The organism is Streptomyces sp. NBC_01352 (assembly GCF_036237295.1).
GTDB lineage: Bacteria > Actinomycetota > Actinomycetes > Streptomycetales > Streptomycetaceae > Streptomyces > Streptomyces plumbiresistens.
The window spans coordinates 1,026,042-1,042,687 of the sequence record NZ_CP108354.1; the positions used below are offsets into that span (position 1 = coordinate 1,026,042).

Annotated in this window: 14 protein-coding genes; 9 read left to right on the forward strand and 5 right to left on the reverse strand. The window is 72.9% G+C overall.

The genetic code is table 11. The features are described from left to right. Positions 1–128 precede the first annotated feature (128 nt). The 4 genes from OG252_RS05030 to OG252_RS05045 form a co-directional block, all read right to left on the reverse strand. Complete coding sequence (locus OG252_RS05030; RefSeq protein WP_266451679.1) at positions 129–1,343, reverse strand: alpha/beta hydrolase family protein; 1,215 nt, start codon at positions 1,341–1,343, stop codon at positions 129–131. After that, the gene (locus OG252_RS05035; protein WP_329334029.1) at positions 1,340–2,026 is read right to left on the reverse strand and encodes a TetR/AcrR family transcriptional regulator; all 687 of its coding nucleotides are present in this window, start codon (positions 2,024–2,026) and stop codon (positions 1,340–1,342) included. Before OG252_RS05035 ends, OG252_RS05030 begins: the two co-directional genes overlap by 4 nt. A 5-nt stretch (positions 2,027–2,031) precedes the next feature. Beyond that, positions 2,032–3,639, reverse strand: coding sequence for a DHA2 family efflux MFS transporter permease subunit (locus tag OG252_RS05040; protein WP_329334031.1), 1,608 nt, complete (start codon positions 3,637–3,639; stop codon positions 2,032–2,034). A 572-nt stretch (positions 3,640–4,211) separates the two neighbouring features. Beyond that, positions 4,212–4,988, reverse strand: a complete 777-nt coding sequence (locus OG252_RS05045; protein ID WP_329334033.1) for a 4'-phosphopantetheinyl transferase family protein — start codon at positions 4,986–4,988, stop codon at positions 4,212–4,214. Positions 4,989–5,231: 243 nt separating this feature from the next. On the opposite strand from OG252_RS05045, the gene OG252_RS05050 reads away from it, so the two are divergent. From OG252_RS05050 to OG252_RS05090, 9 genes are read left to right on the forward strand one after another with little or no spacing between them, the layout of a single operon-like run. Beyond that, a complete protein-coding gene (locus OG252_RS05050) occupies positions 5,232–7,064 on the forward strand; it encodes a fatty acyl-AMP ligase (RefSeq protein WP_329334036.1) in 1,833 nt (610 codons plus the stop codon). A 47-nt stretch (positions 7,065–7,111) separates the two neighbouring features. Continuing rightward, positions 7,112–7,447 (forward strand): acyl carrier protein, encoded by a 336-nt coding sequence (locus OG252_RS05055; protein WP_266451674.1) that lies wholly within the window; start codon positions 7,112–7,114, stop codon positions 7,445–7,447. Beyond that, the gene (locus OG252_RS05060; protein WP_329334039.1) at positions 7,444–10,491 is read left to right on the forward strand and encodes a type I polyketide synthase; all 3,048 of its coding nucleotides are present in this window, start codon (positions 7,444–7,446) and stop codon (positions 10,489–10,491) included. The genes OG252_RS05055 and OG252_RS05060 overlap by 4 nt, the downstream gene beginning before the upstream one ends. Beyond that, positions 10,491–11,513 carry a 3-oxoacyl-ACP synthase III family protein gene (locus tag OG252_RS05065; RefSeq protein ID WP_329334040.1) on the forward strand — a complete coding sequence of 341 codons (1,023 nt, stop codon included), beginning with the start codon at positions 10,491–10,493 and terminating at the stop codon, positions 11,511–11,513. The genes OG252_RS05060 and OG252_RS05065 overlap by 1 nt, the downstream gene beginning before the upstream one ends. Continuing rightward, positions 11,510–13,444 (forward strand): HAD-IIIC family phosphatase, encoded by a 1,935-nt coding sequence (locus OG252_RS05070; protein ID WP_329334042.1) that lies wholly within the window; start codon positions 11,510–11,512, stop codon positions 13,442–13,444. The genes OG252_RS05065 and OG252_RS05070 overlap by 4 nt, the downstream gene beginning before the upstream one ends. Next, positions 13,441–13,680, forward strand: a complete 240-nt coding sequence (locus OG252_RS05075) for a phosphopantetheine-binding protein (protein WP_266451670.1) — start codon at positions 13,441–13,443, stop codon at positions 13,678–13,680. The genes OG252_RS05070 and OG252_RS05075 overlap by 4 nt, the downstream gene beginning before the upstream one ends. After that, entirely contained in the window at positions 13,677–13,916 is a 240-nt protein-coding gene (locus tag OG252_RS05080) for a hypothetical protein (protein ID WP_329334044.1), read from the forward strand. Before OG252_RS05075 ends, OG252_RS05080 begins: the two co-directional genes overlap by 4 nt. After that, on the forward strand, positions 13,913–15,022 hold the full coding sequence (locus tag OG252_RS05085; RefSeq protein WP_329334046.1) for an alpha/beta fold hydrolase: 1,110 nt from the start codon (positions 13,913–13,915) through the stop codon (positions 15,020–15,022). Before OG252_RS05080 ends, OG252_RS05085 begins: the two co-directional genes overlap by 4 nt. Then, complete coding sequence (locus OG252_RS05090; RefSeq protein ID WP_329334048.1) at positions 15,019–15,825, forward strand: thioesterase II family protein; 807 nt, start codon at positions 15,019–15,021, stop codon at positions 15,823–15,825. The genes OG252_RS05085 and OG252_RS05090 overlap by 4 nt, the downstream gene beginning before the upstream one ends. Here the strand turns inward: OG252_RS05090 and OG252_RS05095 are convergent. After that, the gene (locus OG252_RS05095; protein WP_329334049.1) at positions 15,764–16,642 is read right to left on the reverse strand and encodes an MBL fold metallo-hydrolase; all 879 of its coding nucleotides are present in this window, start codon (positions 16,640–16,642) and stop codon (positions 15,764–15,766) included. The two genes, OG252_RS05090 and OG252_RS05095, sit on opposite strands and share 62 nt — an antisense overlap. Positions 16,643–16,646 lie beyond the last annotated feature (4 nt).

Consider the following 16,646-nt stretch of genomic DNA (forward strand, 5'->3'; position numbering starts at 1 on the left):
CCACCGTGAACCGGACCGCGGAATGGCATTCGGCCAGGAGCCCGGCCCACGGGTGAGCGGCTGGGCCGCCTGGGCCGCCTGGGCCGGCAGCATGCCGCGGCGGCACCGCCGGGAGGGCGGGCCGCCGGTCAGGCCGCCGTCTGCCGGTCCGCCCCGAGTGTCTCCAGCAGCCAGGAGAAGAGCCGGTCGTGGAACAGCCGCATCGCACCCGAGTGGCAGTGCGCCCCACCTCCCTCATCCGTCGTGAACACATACAGCGTCTTGGGCGAGTTGAGCCCCGTGTACACCTTCTTCGCGTGCTCCAGACCGGCGAAGAACAGGTCCTCCTCCGCGTCGAGGACGAACACCGGGCAGCGCACCTGGCCGATCACCTCCGACAGGCCGAACGCGGGCAGCCGGCGCAGCAGTTGGGACGGAGTGTCCGCGCCGAAGGTCCACAGCGTCTGCCGCAGCAGCCAGCGGGTGAAGGTCTGCTGGGCGGCGATCCCCCAGATCACCGGGTCGGCGAAGTCGTCGCATCCCTGCTCGACCCACTCCAGGACGAACGGCGGCAATCCCACGACGTCGCCCAGCTGCCAGACCGCGTCATGCGCGACGCAGCCGGCCAGACGGTGCTCGAAGGCCGCGGCCCGCACCGCGAGCAGACCGCCGAGGCTGGTGCCGACGAGCGTCAGACGGTCGGGATCCACTCCGGGCAGGGACAGCGCGTGGTCCACGACCGGCGTGACCACGTTTTCCCAGTCGGGACGGAAGACCAGCCCCTGCTCGCGCAGGACCGAGCCCTGCCCGGGTCCCTCGAAGCACAGACAGTGGTACCCCCGGGCGAGGGCCGCCGCCGCCACGAAGAAGTAGCCCTCCTCGACGGTGGAGTCGAGGCCTCCGTGGTGAATGATGGTCGGCCTGGGTTCGCCCGAGTCGTCCGCCCGGTAGAAGTAGGCGGGCAGTGAGGTGTCCTCGTAGGGTATGCGGACGAACTCCGGGGGGCGGTCCATGAGTTCGGCCGCGTCGGCGAACGTCTCCCGGGACAGCCGCATCAGCCGCAGCGCCTCCGCGTCCCGTGGTTGTTCGCGCTGGAAGAACTCGGCGGTCCGGTAGTAGTTGTGCGCCCGCAGCAGGGCGGCGCGGGCGTCGACGGAGCGGCCCTCCGCGCGGGCGGCGGCGCCCAGCCGGTGGACGCGTTCGGCGAGAGTGGTCCACGCGTGCCGCCAGGCCCCGGTGTCGCCGTCGGGGATGTGTGCGGCGACCGCGACGACCTCGCCGAGCTGCGCTCCGCCGTAGTCGGCGTAACCGGCGGTGCGCAGTGCCTGGTAGTCGAAGGCGGGGTCGTCGAAGAGGAATTTCATGGCAGCGGCTCCTGTGGTGGTGGGAGGTGCTCCGGTGCCGTGCCGGAGCCTGTCCCGGCGCGGGTCGTGCGGGTGCCGTTCAGGAACGTGTCGACGATCGACTCGGCGAACGCCGCGGATTCCACGGGGCGTTGACGGAGAATCAGCCGGGCGGCCATCGGCCCGACGAGCAGTTCGACCGCGTCGTCCAGGTCGAGGTCGGCACGCAGCTCACCGCTCGCGACGCCGTCCCGCAGCGCCCTCAGCATGGCCTCGCGCCGTGCGGCGACGACGGTGTCCTCGAACCGCTCCACCAGCTGGGGGCGGCGCACCGCCTCACCGAGCAGGCTGCCGATCAGCCGGTGCAGGTTGGTGTCCTGGCCGCGGTGGCGCAGTTGGTCCACGAGGGCCACCAGCTGGTCCCGCAGGCCGAGTCCGTCCAGCGGCGGCACGGGGAGGTCGAGGGTGCTCAGCGCGGCCAGCACCAGGTCCTCCTTGTTGCGCCAGCGGCGGTAGATGGTGGCCCGGGCGACGCCCGCGCGCTGGGCGACCAGGTCCATGGACAGGTCGCCGAAACTGCATCCCTCGCTGAGCAGGCCGAGTGTGCTCTCCAGGATCGCCCGGTCGGCGGCGGGGTCGCGCCGGCGGCCGCCCCGGGGAGTGTGTCCCGGGGCGGCCGCCGGACGGTCGACGTGTGGCGGCATACGGTTCAGACCTCCGTGGTGTGGACCTGTTTGAGCGCGGTCGCCTCCTCGGCGCCGGGCGTACCGGCGGCCGTACGGGAAGGCAGGAGCAGCAGGCAGACGAGAGCGCCGAGGAACGTGACGCCGGCGGCGACGAGGGACGTGACGTGCATGGCCGAGACGAACGCGTCGACGGCGTGGGCCGCGAGCTCGGAGCCGGGCGCGCCCAGCTTCTCCGCGGCGGAGAGGGTGGCGGCGACGGATTCCTGCGCCGTGTCACGGACCGGGGCGGGCAGCGGCGTCAGGTGGTCCTCGACCCGCGAACGGTAGGCGACGGAGAGCACCGATCCGAGGACCGCGACCCCGAGGGCGCCGCCCACCTGCCGGAAGGTCGTGTTGACCGCCGCTCCGGTGCCCGCGCTGTCCTGCGCCACGGCGGACATCGCGGCGGAGGTCGCGGGGGGCATCACACAGGCGATGCCGACGCCCATGACGAACAGGACGGACTCGATGACCCAGACCTCGGTGTGTTCGTCGATGGTGGCCACGGCGAGGAAGGCGAGCGAGGTGAGCAGCATGCCGGCGGCGCACACCGGCCGCAGCCCCACGCGCTTGGCGGCGAGCGTGGCCGGTGGTGAGAACGCCAGCTGGGCCACGGCCAGGGGCAGCAGCAGGCAGCCGGCCTCCAGCGGGCTCCATCCCCGCACGCTCTGCAGGTAGAAGACCAGGAAGAAGGTGGCGCCGAGCAGGGCGAAGAAGACCAGGCCGATCACGGTCACGGCGGCGGAGAAGCGACGGTCGCGGAAGAGAGCGAGGTCCAGCGCGGGGCGGGCGCTGCGGCGCTCCCAGAGGGTGAACAGGGCCAGGACCGCGAGGCCGCCGAGCACCGGCCCCCAGACCGTGGCGTCCGCCCAGTCGTCCGACTCGCCGCCCCGGATCACGCCGTACACCAGGATGGCCAGACCGGCGACGGAGAGGGCGACGCCGAGCGGGTCGAAGCCGGTGCGCTCGGGATCGCGGGACTCGGGTACGACGAACAGTGCGGCGACGGCGCCGATCACCACGATGGGCAGGTTGATCAGGAACACCGAGCCCCACCAGAACCGCTCGAGCAGCGCACCGCCGGCGATGGGGCCCAGCGCGACGGCGAGTCCGGCGGCGCCCGCCCAGACACCGATGGCCTTGGCGCGTTCGGCGGGCGGGAAGACGGCCATGATGATCGCGAGGGTGGCGGGCAGCACCAGGGCGCCGCCGACGCCCAACCCGGCCCGGGCGATGACCAGTTCGTCGGCGCTGTGGGCGTAGGCCGACCACACGGAACAGCCGCCGAAGACGACGAGCCCGGCCAGCAGCGTGCGTTTGCGTCCGCAGCGGTCGGCGAGCACGCCGGTGGTGAAGAGCAGGGCGGCGAAGACGAGGGTGTAGGAGTCGATCGACCACTGCAGCTGGCTCTGCGTGGCCCCGAGGCCGACGGGTGCCGGCTCGGCGAGCGTCTTCAGGGCCACGTTCAGGATCGACGTGTCCAGGACGACGAGGAGGAGGCTCACCAGCAGGACCGCGAGGACGCGCCACCGGTGCGGGTGGGCGGGCTGCGGGGTCTGCGCGGCGGGCTTGAAACGGGGCTGGGATGTCACGGATTCCGCTCCTCGGAAGGAAGAGGGGGTGCGTGAGCCGAGTGCTGTTCGCGTGCCGTGTCCTGCCGACGCTAGACCCGGCGGGCAATCGAGTCAACGGTGTATCGAAACATCGTTGACTCGATTGCCCGCTCCCCGGTGGGGCGCACTTCACTGGTCGCTACGGCCCCTCTGACTCACGGCTCACTGCCGAGCAACGGCCGTTGAAACCTGTCCCATTGGTAGCTGTCGGCGCCCCGGCGCCCAATGTCTCTGCGGCCCGAGCCCTTTGACGGCCGACCACCGCCCTTGCGGCGCCGACGCGTTGTCGAAGAGCCGGGTCCCACGGTCACGGCGCGCAGTCGGCCCACCCCCTCCGGACCCAGCGCGCCCACGCACACAACTCCGCGACCGAGGAACCCTGCCGGCCAGCGACCACCGTTGCGTCCGGCGCGTGCCGAAGAGCCGTCCCACGGTCACAGCGCGCCCCCTCCGGACCCAGCGCGCCCGCGCACACAACTCCGCAGCCGAAAGACCCTGACGACCTGCCGCCGCCCTTGCGTCCGGCGCGTTGCCGAGGAACCGTCCCACGGTCACGGCGCCCCGTCGGCCCACCCGCGCTCCGGGCCCAGTGCGCCGGCGACGAGGAAGCGGCCGACCTGTTCGCAGCGCAAGTGCCAGCCGCCTGTTGTTCGGTCCAGTCGCCAGCCCTCGCCCCGCGGCTCGGGCCGCAGCCGCAGGCTGGAGAAGTCGTGTGCCAGACCGACGCCGAGTGCCTTTGTGTAGGCCTCCTTCAGCGTCCACAGGCGGACCAGTCTCAGGTTCCGCTCGGCCGGCGGCAGTCCGCTCAGTTCCGCCAGTTCCTCCGGATGACAGAACTTCTCGGCGAGTCCGGGTGCCAGCAGAGGGCGGTCCGACGCCTCCACGTCCACGCCGATCCGGCGACCGCGGGCGACGCCGACCACCAGCATTCCGGCCGTGTGACTGATGCCCACGTCCAGCCCGGCGGGCCGGTGCAGGACCGGCCGCCCGTTGCCGTCACGGCCCACCACGACCCGGCCGGGCTCGGTGCCGGCCACGGCCGCCACCACGTGCCGCAACAGCAGCCGGGAGCCCAACAGCCGTGCTCGTACGAGGGGTTCGCGTGCGGTGCGGTAGCGCGGCCAGTCCGGGCCGAGCACTTCACGCGCGACCGAAACCGTCTCCCCTCCCCCTTCTCCCCACTCGTCCAGGCGGCCGTGGCAGACCGCGTAACCGTGCCGCAGTACGGCCTCACGGACCGCGTGCCGGCCCGCCGCGGGCACCCGCCCCACAGGCAGGGAGCCCCCGGGGACCGACTCCCCGTCGGCTCGGACGTCCGGATCCACCATCGGCCTCCTTCACGTCGCCGTCAGGCACTGCGTGCCAGCACCGAATGTGCCGCTCCGTGTACCCACCGTTGTATCCGCTGGGGCGACGGCCGTCCGAAGAACCCCGAACCCGTGACGTGCGCACCAATTTTCGCTTTACGTCTCCTTTTCACGGCACCCCAAGGCTGAGGTCACCGGGTGGCACTCGGTGCCTCCCGAAAGGTTCCATGCCGCACCGGTCACCGACCGCGGAAAGGACAGCCTGTGCCGCACCAGCCTGACCCCCGAACGTTGACGGACGCCGTACGAGCCGGCGTGGACCGGCATCCCGACCGTGCCGCCTTCGTGTACCTGCACGAGGACGGCCTGGGGATGCGGCCCGAGGAGCTCAGTTACGCGGAACTGGACCGGCGGGCCCGCGTCGTGGCCGCCCGGCTGCGCCACGCGACCAAGGGCGGCGACCCTTCCCGCCCGGTCCTGCTGCTCTACCCACCGACGCTGGACTTCGTCACCGCCTTCCTGGGCTGCTTCTACGCCGGCCGTACGGCCATTCCGGCCCCGCTGCCCGACGAACCCGGCGAACGACTGGCCCGGGTCAGCAGCATCCTGCAGGACGCCAAGGTGGGCGCCGTACTGACCCTGCCCGCATACCGGCAGGCGATCGGCGCCTGGCTGGCCGCCTCCGGGGAGCAGGACGTGATGTGCCTGGCGACCGGCGCGGACGAGGACGGCGAGGCCGACGGGGCCGACGCCGGCCTGTGGACCCCGCCCCGGGTGGGCGGCACCGACGTGGCCTTCCTCCAGTACAGCTCCGGCTCCACCAGCGAACCCAAGGGCGTGATGATCACGCACGCCAACCTCGCCGCCAACCAGGAGGCCATCCGCTCCGCCATGAAGACGCCGCAGGGTGTCGTGGCGGGCAGCTGGCTGCCGCTCTACCACGACATGGGGCTCATCGGCATGACGCTGCACCCCTTGTGGGTGGGCGGCACCAGTGTGCAGATGTCACCGATCTCGTTCGTCAAACAGCCGGCCCGCTGGCTGCGCATGATCCACGACTACCGGGTGGAGGGCACCGCCTCGCCCAACTTCGGCTACGAGCTGTGCGTCCGGCGGGTCTCCGAGGAGCAGTCGGCCGACCTGGACCTGTCCAGCCTGCGGGTGGCTCTCAACGGGGCCGAGCCGGTGCGCGCCGACACCCTGCGCGTCTTCGTCCGGCGCTTCGCCGGCAACGGACTGCGCCCCGAGGCCCTGCTGCCCTGCTACGGCCTGGCCGAGAACACCCTGCTGGTGTCCGGCAACGACCCCGACGCGCCGCCCGTGGAACTCAGCGTCGACGCCCGGGCCCTGGAGCAGGACGAGCTGCGGCCCGCCCGCGCCGACCACCCGAGCCGCACCCTGGTCGGCTGCGGCCGCCCGAAGGACACCGAGGTCCTGATCGTGGACCCGATGACCCTGCGGGTACTGCCCGACGGGCAGGTCGGCGAGATCTGGCTGCGCGGACCGTCGGTGGCCGTCGGCTACTGGAACCGGCGCGAACTCACCGCCCGCACCTTCCAGGCGGCGACGGCGGACGGCCGGGCCGGATACTTCCGCACCGGCGACCTCGGGGCCCTGCTCGACGAAGAGCTCTATGTCACCGGGCGGATCAAGGAGATGCTCATCCAGCACGGCCGCAACCTCTACCCGCAGGACATCGAGCAGGCCGTCCAGGAGTCGGGAGACGCGTTCCGGCGCGGCGGCGGCGCGGTGTTCGGCGTCACCGACGAGGCGTCCGACCGCACCCACGTCGTCGTGGTGCAGGAGCTCAGGCCCCAGGCGACCGGTGACGAGGAGACCCTCGCTCCCCTTGCCGCCTCCGTGCAGGCACTGCTCAGCCGCCAGTTCCAGCTGCCCGCGGTGAACGTGGTGCTCGTCCGGCCCGGGGTGATCCGCAAGACCACCAGCGGCAAGACGCAGCGCACGCTCATGCGGCAGCTCTTCCTCGACGGCGGCCTGCCCGTGCTCCACCAGCGCCTGGAACCCGCGGTCGCCGCCCTGCTGCCCGCCACGGACGCGGCGCCCCGGCCCACCGCCGCCGTCGTCCCCCGCCACTGACAACCGCCGTCCGAGTCCGAGTCCGAGTCCCGAGAGAGAAGCAGGCCATGAGCATCGCCCCCACCACGCACACCGCCCCGGCCCGCCGGCCTGTGGAGCGTTCCGTGCCGCACGGGAACGTTCCCGACCTCGACCTGTGGCTGACCGAACGGGTGGCCTTCCACCTGCACCGGGCGCCCGACGAGGTCGACCCCGACACCCCGCTCGCCGACTACGGCATCGACTCGGTCGCGGCCATCAGCATCTGCGGCGAGATCGAGGAGCGCTACCGGCTCCCGGTCGCGCCCACCATCGCGTACGACTTCCCGACCGTCCACGCGATCACCGGTCACCTCGCCGAACGCCTGGCCGACAAGGCGAAGCACGACGAGGCCCCCTCATGACCGAGCGTGAACCCATCGCGGTCGTCGGCCTCGACTGCCGCTTCCCCGGCGCCCGCGACGCCCAGGAGTACTGGTCGCTCCTCATGGACGGACGCGACGGCACGGGCCGCGTGCCCGAACAGCGCTGGGACGCGGACCGCTACCACGCCGTTTCACCGCACAGCGCCCAGGAGGCCCGGCCGCCGGGCCGCAGCAACACGGTGCGCGGCGGCTTCATCGCCGACCCCGACGCCTTCGACCCCGGCTTCTTCGGGATCGCGCCGCGGGAGGCCGCCGCCATGGACCCGCAGCAACGGCTGCTGCTGCAGTGCGCGTGGCGGGCCGTCGAGGACGCCGCGCTCGCCCCGCAGGACCTGGCCGGCACCGACACCGGCGTGTTCGTCGGCGTGATGGCCAACGAGTGGGCGTTCCTGCAACTCGCCGACTACGACCGGATCACCGCCCGCCACGGCTTGGGCAACGGCTACTTCATGGGCGCCAACCGCGTCTCGTACCACCTCGACCTCAAGGGCCCCAGCCTCGCGGTGGACACGGCCTGCTCCTCCTCGCTCGTCGCCGTCCACCTCGCGGTGAACGCGCTGCGCGCCAAAGAGTGCGACCACGCCCTCGCCGCCGGCACGAACCTGATCATGACGCCGGTCATCAACATCTTCTACAACCAGGCAGGCCTGTCGGCACCGGACGGCCGCTGCAAACCGTTCAGCGCCTCGGCCGACGGGATCGGCCGGGCCGAGGGCGTGGCGGTGCTGGTGCTGCGCAGGCTGAGCGACGCCCTGGCGGACCGTCAGCCGGTGTACGCCGTGCTGAAGGAGACCGGGACCAACCAGGACGGGCGCAGCAACGGCATCACGGCGCCCAACCGCTGGGCGCAGCAGCAGCTGATCGAGTCCGTGTGGCGGCGGGCCGGCGTCACCGCCGACGACGTCCGCTTCGTGGAGGCGCACGGCACCGGCACCCTGCTCGGCGACTTCATCGAGGCCCAGGCGCTCGGTGAGCTGACCAGTGGCCGCAGCGGCGGCAGCGTCGCGCTGGGCTCGGTCAAGAGCAACTTCGGGCACGCGGAGGGCGCGGCCGGGATCGCCGGGCTCATCAAGGCCGTCCTCGCGCTGCACCACCGCACGGTACCGCCGAGCCGGTTCGCGGACGACGAGAACCCGAGGCTGGACCTGGCCGGGCGGCGGCTGTCCCTGCTGAGGTCGCCGCTCAAGCTGCCGTCCGGCACCGTGCACGCCGCGGTGAGCAGTTTCGGCATGGGCGGCAGCAACGCGCACGCGGTGCTGGCCTCCGCGCCCCGCGCGGTCCACCGCGGCAGGTCCGCGGCGCCGGGCGTGTTCACGGTCTCGGCCCGCACCCCGCAGCGGCTGCGGGCGAATCTGCTGGCGCAGGCCGATGCCCTGGCCCGCCGTCCCGGGAACCAGCTGGCGCAAGCGTGCTGGACCAGCAACCGCGTCAAGTCCCGGCTGCCGCACCGGGCGGCCGTGGCCGCGGGCGATCTGCCCACGCTGGTCGCCGGGCTGCGCAAGGCCGCGGAGCACGCCGAGGAGACCGCGCGGGAGGACGGCGGGCGGCGTGGGGCGCCGTCGGTGGCGTTCGCCTTCACGGGCCAGGGCGCCCAGCACCCTCGTATGACCGCGTCCTGGTACCGGTCGTGCCCGGCCTACGCGCGCCACCTCGACGAGATCGACCGGCTGATCGCCCCGCACACCGGAGTGTCCGTGCGCGACCTGATACTCGACGGCGACGCGGAGATCCAGCGCGCGCGGCTGGCCCAGCCCGCGCTGTTCGCCGTCGGGTACGCGATGGCCGCCACCCTGACCGAGGCCGGGATCAGGCCGTCGTACGTGATCGGGCACAGCATCGGCGAGTTCGCCGCCGCGTGCGCGGCCGGGGCGCTGGACGTGGCGGACGCGGCGCGGCTGATCGCCCGGCGCGGGGCGCTGATGGAGAAGCTCCCCGAGGACGGCGGGATGCTCGCGGTGGGCCTGGCCGCGGCCGAGGTGGAACCGCTGCTGGCGGGGCGGGAACGCCTCGGCGTGGCCGCGGTCAACGGCCCGCGCAGCACGGTGATCTCCGGCGACCTGGGCGAACTGGCCGCAGTGGAAGCCGAGTTGGCCGGACGCAAGGCGCTCGTGCGGCGGCTCACCGTCTCCCATGCCTTCCACTCGCCGCTGATGCGGCCCGTGGTCGAGGAGTTCCGCCGGGAGTGCGCGGACGCGTCCGACCGGCGGCCGGCCCTTCCGGTGTTCTCGACGGTCCACGGCCGTGAGCTGAGCGGGGAGGAGACCATGGACGCCGACTACTGGGCGCGGCAGATCACCGACCCGGTCCGGTTCGCCGAGGCCGCGGGCGCGCTCCTCGACGCGGGTGTCACCCATGTGGTGGAGATCGGTCCGCGCGCGGTGCTCACCCCGCTGCTGTCGCGGCTGCGGGCGGACGGGGACCATGCCGTGAGCCTGCACAGCGCGCACCCGGGCGAGCACGCCCCGGGACACCGTCCCCAGGAGTTGTTCGGGGAGCTGTGGTGCGCCGGTCTCACCCCGGACTGGGACCTGCTGTACGCCGATGCGGACCGGGTGCCCCGTCGGCTGCCGCCGTACCTGTTCGACGAGTCGTTCCGCTCCTGGCGTTCGGGCACCGCCCCGAGGCTCGTGGAACCGTCCGCGTCGTCCGTCCCCCCTGGCGCTGACACCACGGCGGCACCGAGTGGCGCGGACCTCGCGGAGTCGTCCCCGCCGGCACCGGCGGGGGAGCTGCCCGACTCCCTCGCCGCCCTGACCCGGCGTCTGGTGTGCCGGGTCGGCGGGCACGACCCGGCACAGGTGCACGACCACGACCGGCTCCACGAAGACCTGGGCTTCGACTCGATCCGGGTCATGGAGCTGAAGACCCGGATCGAGGACGCGCTGCCGCGGCTCGGACCGCTCCCGATCGAGGACCTGCTCGCCAGCCTGCGCACCGTGGCCGACCTCGTCGGCTACCTGCGCGGCCAACTCGACGACAGCTCCGCCACCCCCGTACCCGCGACTCCGGAAGGAACACGCTGATGGCGCCTCCCACCGCGTACCTGGCCTCGGTCGGCACCTGCCTGCCCGGGGACCCGGTGGACAACGCGACCCTGGCCAAGCTCGTCGGCGTCGACGAGACCTGGGCCGAGATGTTCATCGGCAACACCAGCCGGTACTTCGCCGTCGACCTGGCGACCGGCCAGGTCCGGCACAGCCTGGCCGACATCGCGACGACCGCCGCCGACCGGGCGCTGGCGGAGGCCGGCCTGGAGCCTGGCGACGTTGACGGCATCGTCATGGGCACCGCCACCCCGGACCATCTGATGCCCGCCACGGTGAACCTGGTCGCGGACCGGCTCGGCATCGACAACGTGCCCACCTACCAGCTCCAGTCCGGCTGCGCCGGTGCCGTTCAGGCCCTGGACGTGGCCCGCACCCTGCTGCTGGCCGGGCGCTGCGCCACCGTGCTGGTGATCGGCGGCGACGTGTGCGCCAAGCATCTGGAGACGGACTTCGACCCGGGCAGCCGTACCTCCGCCGAACTCGTCAACTACGTGCTGTTCGGCGACGGGGCCGGGGCGGCCGTCCTCAGCACCGAGGCCATGGGCGAGGGCATCGAGATCCGGCAGGTGCTCAACCGGCTGGTGGGCCTGGGCCGGGCACCCGGCCAGGTCATCGACTGGTTCGGACTCGGCGACCGGCACAGCGACCGCACGGCGGTCTTCGAGGACTACAAGGCGATCGAGGAGGCGGTGCCGGTCATGGCCGGGCAGATGTTCTGGGAGCTCTTGGACGACCTCGGCTGGGGCGCCGACGCGGTGGACTTCCTGCTGCCCCCGCAGCTCTCAGGCCGGATGAGCGACCGTATTTCCGCGGGCATGCCCGCCCCGGACGCCCGCCGCGTCAACGTGGTGCGCACCGTCGGCAACAACGGCAACGCCCTGCCGTTCCTCCAGCTCGCCGAGCTGCTGCGGCAGTGGGACGGTCCCGGGCGCGCGATCGCGGTCGCCATCGAGTCCAGCAAGTGGATCAAGTCCGGTATCGCGCTGGAGCGGTCATGACCGAGACCGAGAGCCACACCCTCGGTGCGTCCGGCGCCTGGCACGACGCGCAGGCTCTCGGCGCCCTGCGCGCCCTGCGCCGGGCGGGCACGCTCGCCGCCGAGTACGCGCGGGTACCGGCCCTGCTGGCGCGCATGCCCGCGGCCGACCTGCCGGCCGCCGGCCAGCTGCTGGCCCGGCTCGATCCCGAGGAGGTGTGCCGCCACGCGGACGTGCCGGTGGTCACCGTCGCGCTCACCGGCCACTCCACGGTGGCGCCGGTGGTGGCCCCCCTGACCGCGGAACTGGCCCGCCACGGACTGCTGTTGGAGGCGAAGGTCGCACCGTACGGCTCGTATCTGCAGGATCTGATGCGGCCCGCGGCGGCCGGCGACGACCAGCCCCGGCTCACGCTCTGCCTGCTCGACGCGCACATGGTGTTCGACGACGTCACCGTGCCCTGGCGGGTCGAGGACGTCGAGGCCGCGGCACGGGCCCGGCTCTCGCTCGTCGCCGGTGCCGTGCGCACCCACCAGCAGGCCGGGCGGGGCCTGCTCGTCCTCAACACCGTGCCGCTGCACCGGCGTCACACGCACCAGCTGGTCGACCTGCGTTCCCGCGCCCGGCTCGGCGCCGTGTGGCGGGACCTCAACCGCGGGCTGCTGTCCCTTGCCGAGCAGCACCCGGGAGTGGTCACCGTGGACCTCGATCCGCTGCTGGCGGAGGGGGTTCCCGCGTGGGATCCCCGCACCGCGCAGTACGCCCGGGCCCGGCTGTCCGACGCGCTGCTGGCCGCCTACGCCCGGGAAGCCGCCCACGTCGTCCGCGCCCGCCTGGGCCGCACCCGCAAGTGCCTGGTGCTGGATCTGGACGGGACGCTGTGGGGCGGGGTCCTCGGCGAGGACGGAGCCGGCGGCGTCGAACTCGGCGCCGGTCTCAGAGGCGAGGCCTTCCAGGAGTTCCAGCGGGTGATCGGGCAACTCGGCGCGCAGGGCGTGCTGCTGGCGGTCAGCAGCAAGAACGACACGGACACGGTGCGCGAGACGCTGCGCACCCATCCGGCCATGGTGCTGCGCGAGGACGACTTCGTCCGCGTCAACGCCAACTGGAAGGCCAAGCACGACAATCTCCGCGACATCGCCGACCGGCTCGGGCTCGGCCTGGACAGCTTCGTCTTCGTCGACGACAGCCTCTTCGAGTGCGGGCTGGTCGCCGAGCAGTTGCCCGAGGTCGCCGTGGTGAGGGTGGACGAGGAGCCCGCCCTGCACCCCTCGGCGCTGCTCGCCGACGGCTGGTTCGACCTGTTCGAGCTCACCGAGGCCGACCTGGAGCGGGCCGGCCGCTACCGCACCGAGGCCCTGCGGCAGGAGTTCCGCGAGGACTTCGGCTCCTACCAGGACTACCTCGAAGGACTCGGACTCGAGGTCGTCGTGCACCCGCCCAAGGAGTCGGAGCTCGCCCGGGTCTCCCAGCTGACGCTGCGCACCAACCAGTTCCACCTGGCCACCGAACGCCTTCAGATCCCCCAGGTGGCGGAACGGATGGAGCGTCCCGGAGAGTACGTGCTGGCGGTGCGGGCGCGCGACCGGTTCGGCGACCACGGCCTGGTCGGCGCCCTGTTCCTGCGGCGCGACAAAGAAGTGCTCCGCATCGACAACTTCGTCCTCAGCTGCCGGGTGTTCTCCCGGGGCATCGAGAGCGCCTGCGTGGCGGCGGTGCTGGAGTTCGCCCGGGACATCGGCGCGAACGCCGTGACGGGCCGCTTCGTGCCCTCGCCCCGCAACTCCGCCTTCGCCTCGTTCTACGCCGAGAACGGCTTCGCCGTCACCGGCACCGACCCGGACCATCCCGACGCCGTCGCCTTCCGGCACGACCTCGGCGACATCACCCCCGCCCCCGCCCATCTGCGGCTGCAGGCCGCGTTCGGGCCGTTCGACGGAGACCCCACATGACCACCGCCCTCTCCGACGCCGAAGAGTTCCGCACCCTCCTGGAGGAGGAACTCGGCCTGCCCGTCCGGGCCGAGGACCTCGACCGGCCCCTGGACGACTTCCCCGACTGGGACTCGGTGCTCCTCCTGCGGCTGGTGACCGTCGTGGAGAACCTCGTCGGCCGGCCCATCCCGGTGGTCGACCTGCTGGAGACCCGGACGTTCCGCCAGATGTACGAGGTGGTGATGGGCCGGTGACCACGTCCCAGGCCGATCCCGCGTCCGTATCCGCCGAACCCGAGGCCTGCCTGCACTTCCACGCCCTGTTCCTCGACACCCGGCTGGACATCGTCCTCTCCCCCGGCCTCGGCAGGCGGATGCGGGCCGGCCTCGCCCGCCTCGTCACCGGCGGTGGGGACGGGCCAAAGCCCAACGGCGCGTCCGTCGTCCCGGAAGAGGCCCGCGTCTTCGAAGAGAAGGGAACGGCCCGATGATCCCCATGACCGAGTTGCGGAGGTTCGCCCTCCCCCACGCGTACGCCCAGGGCGTCCCCGGCGATGTCGTCCACCGGGTGCTGCGGAACGTCACTGAGGACGCCGAGGGCGAGGACCCCGGCGGCTGGACCCGCGAGTGGTCGTCGCTCGCCAAGGCGGCCGAGGCCCGCGGCCGCGATCTGGACGCGGTCCGCTACTACACGATGGCCCGCTTCCCGTACGTCGACGGGCCCGCCCGGCAGGCGGCACAGACCGGCGGTGTGGAGGCCTTCGACCGCTGGCGCAAACGAGTCCGCGGCATCTCCCGGCTCGATCTGCCCTTCGACGGGGCGGGCTTCGCCTGCTGGGCCGCCGGGCTGTCCCAGCGCAGCAGGCTCCCGCTCATCCTCGTCCTGGGCGGCGTCACCAGTACGAAGGAGCAGTGGGCCCCGGTGCTCGCCGGAGCCGACCGGCTCGGCGCGGCCGTCGTGGTCACGGAACTGCCCGGCGTCGGCGAGAACACCCTCACCTACGGAACGGACAGCACGCGCATGCTCATCCATCTCGTCGACCTGCTCGGCCGCGCCGCCGACGCCTCCCGCACCTGCGTCGTGGGCCTGAGCTTCGGCGGGCATCTCGCCCTGCGGCACGCGCTGGAGGACGACCGCATCCGGGGACTGGCCCTCGCCGGGGCCCCGGTGCGCGACCTCTTCCTCCGCGCCGCCAACCACACGCCGCTGCCCCGCCTGATGACGCAGACCCTGTCGCATGTGATGCGGACGCCGGTGGACCGGCTCCCGGCCGCTCTCGCCGACTGGGGCATGGACGAGGCGGAGCTCGCCCGGCTGCGTACCTCGGTCGCGTACGCCGCGAGCCGCGACGACGAGGTCGCGCCGCCGTCCGACGGCCGGTTGCTGGAGCGGACCGTTCCGCACCTGCGCCTGGTGGAGAACGACGCCCTCGGCACCCGGCCCGAGCAGGCGGCCGAGACCCGGCTGTGGCTGCTGTCGCAGGCGCTGCGCATGGCCGGCACGGCGAACGGCGTACGCCGGGCCGCCTCGGCCCGGGTACGGGTCCTGCGCGCCCGCCGCCGCCTCGCCGGCACGTCGGCCGGAGCCCCTGCATGACCACCACGGCCGCGGTGTCCTGCCTCGGCCGGGCGCCCCGCGAGGACGCCCGGCTCAGGCTGTTCTGCTTCCATCACGCGGGCGGCGGCGCCTCGTTCTACAACACGTGGCCCGCCCGCCTGCCCTCGGATGTCGACGTGCTGCCGGTGCAGTTGCCAGGCCGCGAGGCACGCTACCGCGAGCCCCGCTTCCAGGACGCGGGCGAGGCCGTCGAGGCTCTCGGGCGCGAGCTCGGGCCCCGGCTCGACGAGGAGCCCTGGGCCGCCTACGGCCACAGCATGGGCGCGATGGTGGCCTTCGCGCTGACGGCGGCCCGGCTGCGGGAGGGGGGCCGCCCTCCCGAGGCCTTGTTCCTCGGGGCGTACGCGGCGCCGCACGTGTCGTCGACACTGCCGTCGGCCGACCGGTACGACGACCGTGAACTGGCCCGTCTGCTGGTGGACTTCGGCGGTCTGAGTCCGCAGTTCCTCGGACGGGACGACTGGCTGCGGGTGTTGCTGCCCATCCTCCGCGACGACCTGCGCATCTGCGCGACCCACCGGCGCGCCGGGCTGCCGGACCCGGACGACGGGGGGGCCCGGCTGCCGCTCCGTGTCGAGGCCTTCGCGGGCGCCGACGACCCGCTCGTGGCCCCGGACGCGATGCGGGCCTGGGGGCGGTACGCGCACAGCTTCCGCATGACGACCGTCCCCGGCGGTCACTTCTTCCCCCGCCAGGAGCCCGACCCGTTCTTCGACCGGCTCAGTCCTTCGCTGGCCCGGCTTCTCGCGGATCCGGGCGCACCACCTTCGGGACCCGGCTGATGCGGCGTTGGATCTCGTCGGCGTTCTTCTCGTAGCGCGTGCGCTGCTCCTGGACTCCCGGCATGACCCACAGCGGCCGTGACGAGGCGTCGGCGAAATGGAGCCCCCGGGTGTGGGGCCGCAGTCCGGTCAGGGTGAGCGCGAAGGGCTCCAGGTAGTCGATGTCGCCGTCCGAGGCGAGCCGGAACGGCCGGTCGTGGCCCGGGTAGATGACGTCGGACACGGTCAGGACCCGCTCGATGCTGCGGGCGGCCTGGTCGGCGTCCCAGAAGACCAGGGGGTTGCGTTTGGTGCGGGCGACGTACGCGAAGTGCAGGGCGTCGCCGGTGATGGTGGCCCGTCCCCGCTCGGTCTGCACGATCACGCCGATGCTGCCGGGCGAGTGGCCGGGAAGTGCGATGACGTCCACTCCCGGGATGATCTCCTCCCCGTCCGTGACCTCGCGGACGGGGAGTTGTTCGAGGAGCAGCCCCGTCCAGGCGGGGGTGGCCCAGTCGTTGGCGTGCGGCGTGTGCGCGTACCGGCGCTCGTCGGGGTGGAGGATCAGGGTGGCCTGCGGGAACAGGTCGATGTTCTGGACGTGGTCCCAGTGGGCGTGGGTGAGGACGACGGTGTCGATGTCCTCGGCGTCGAGGCCGTGTACGGCGAGCGCGTTCCACAGGAAGGGGCGGCGGCCGACGTGGGCAGCGTCGACCAGGATGTTCCGGTCCCGTCCGGCGGCGTCCGGGCCGCGTACCAGGAACACCCCGCAGAAGGCGGGATAGCCCTGGTCGGTGTCGATGGCGAAGCCGGGCAGGAGGATGTCGATCGTCGGCATGGAA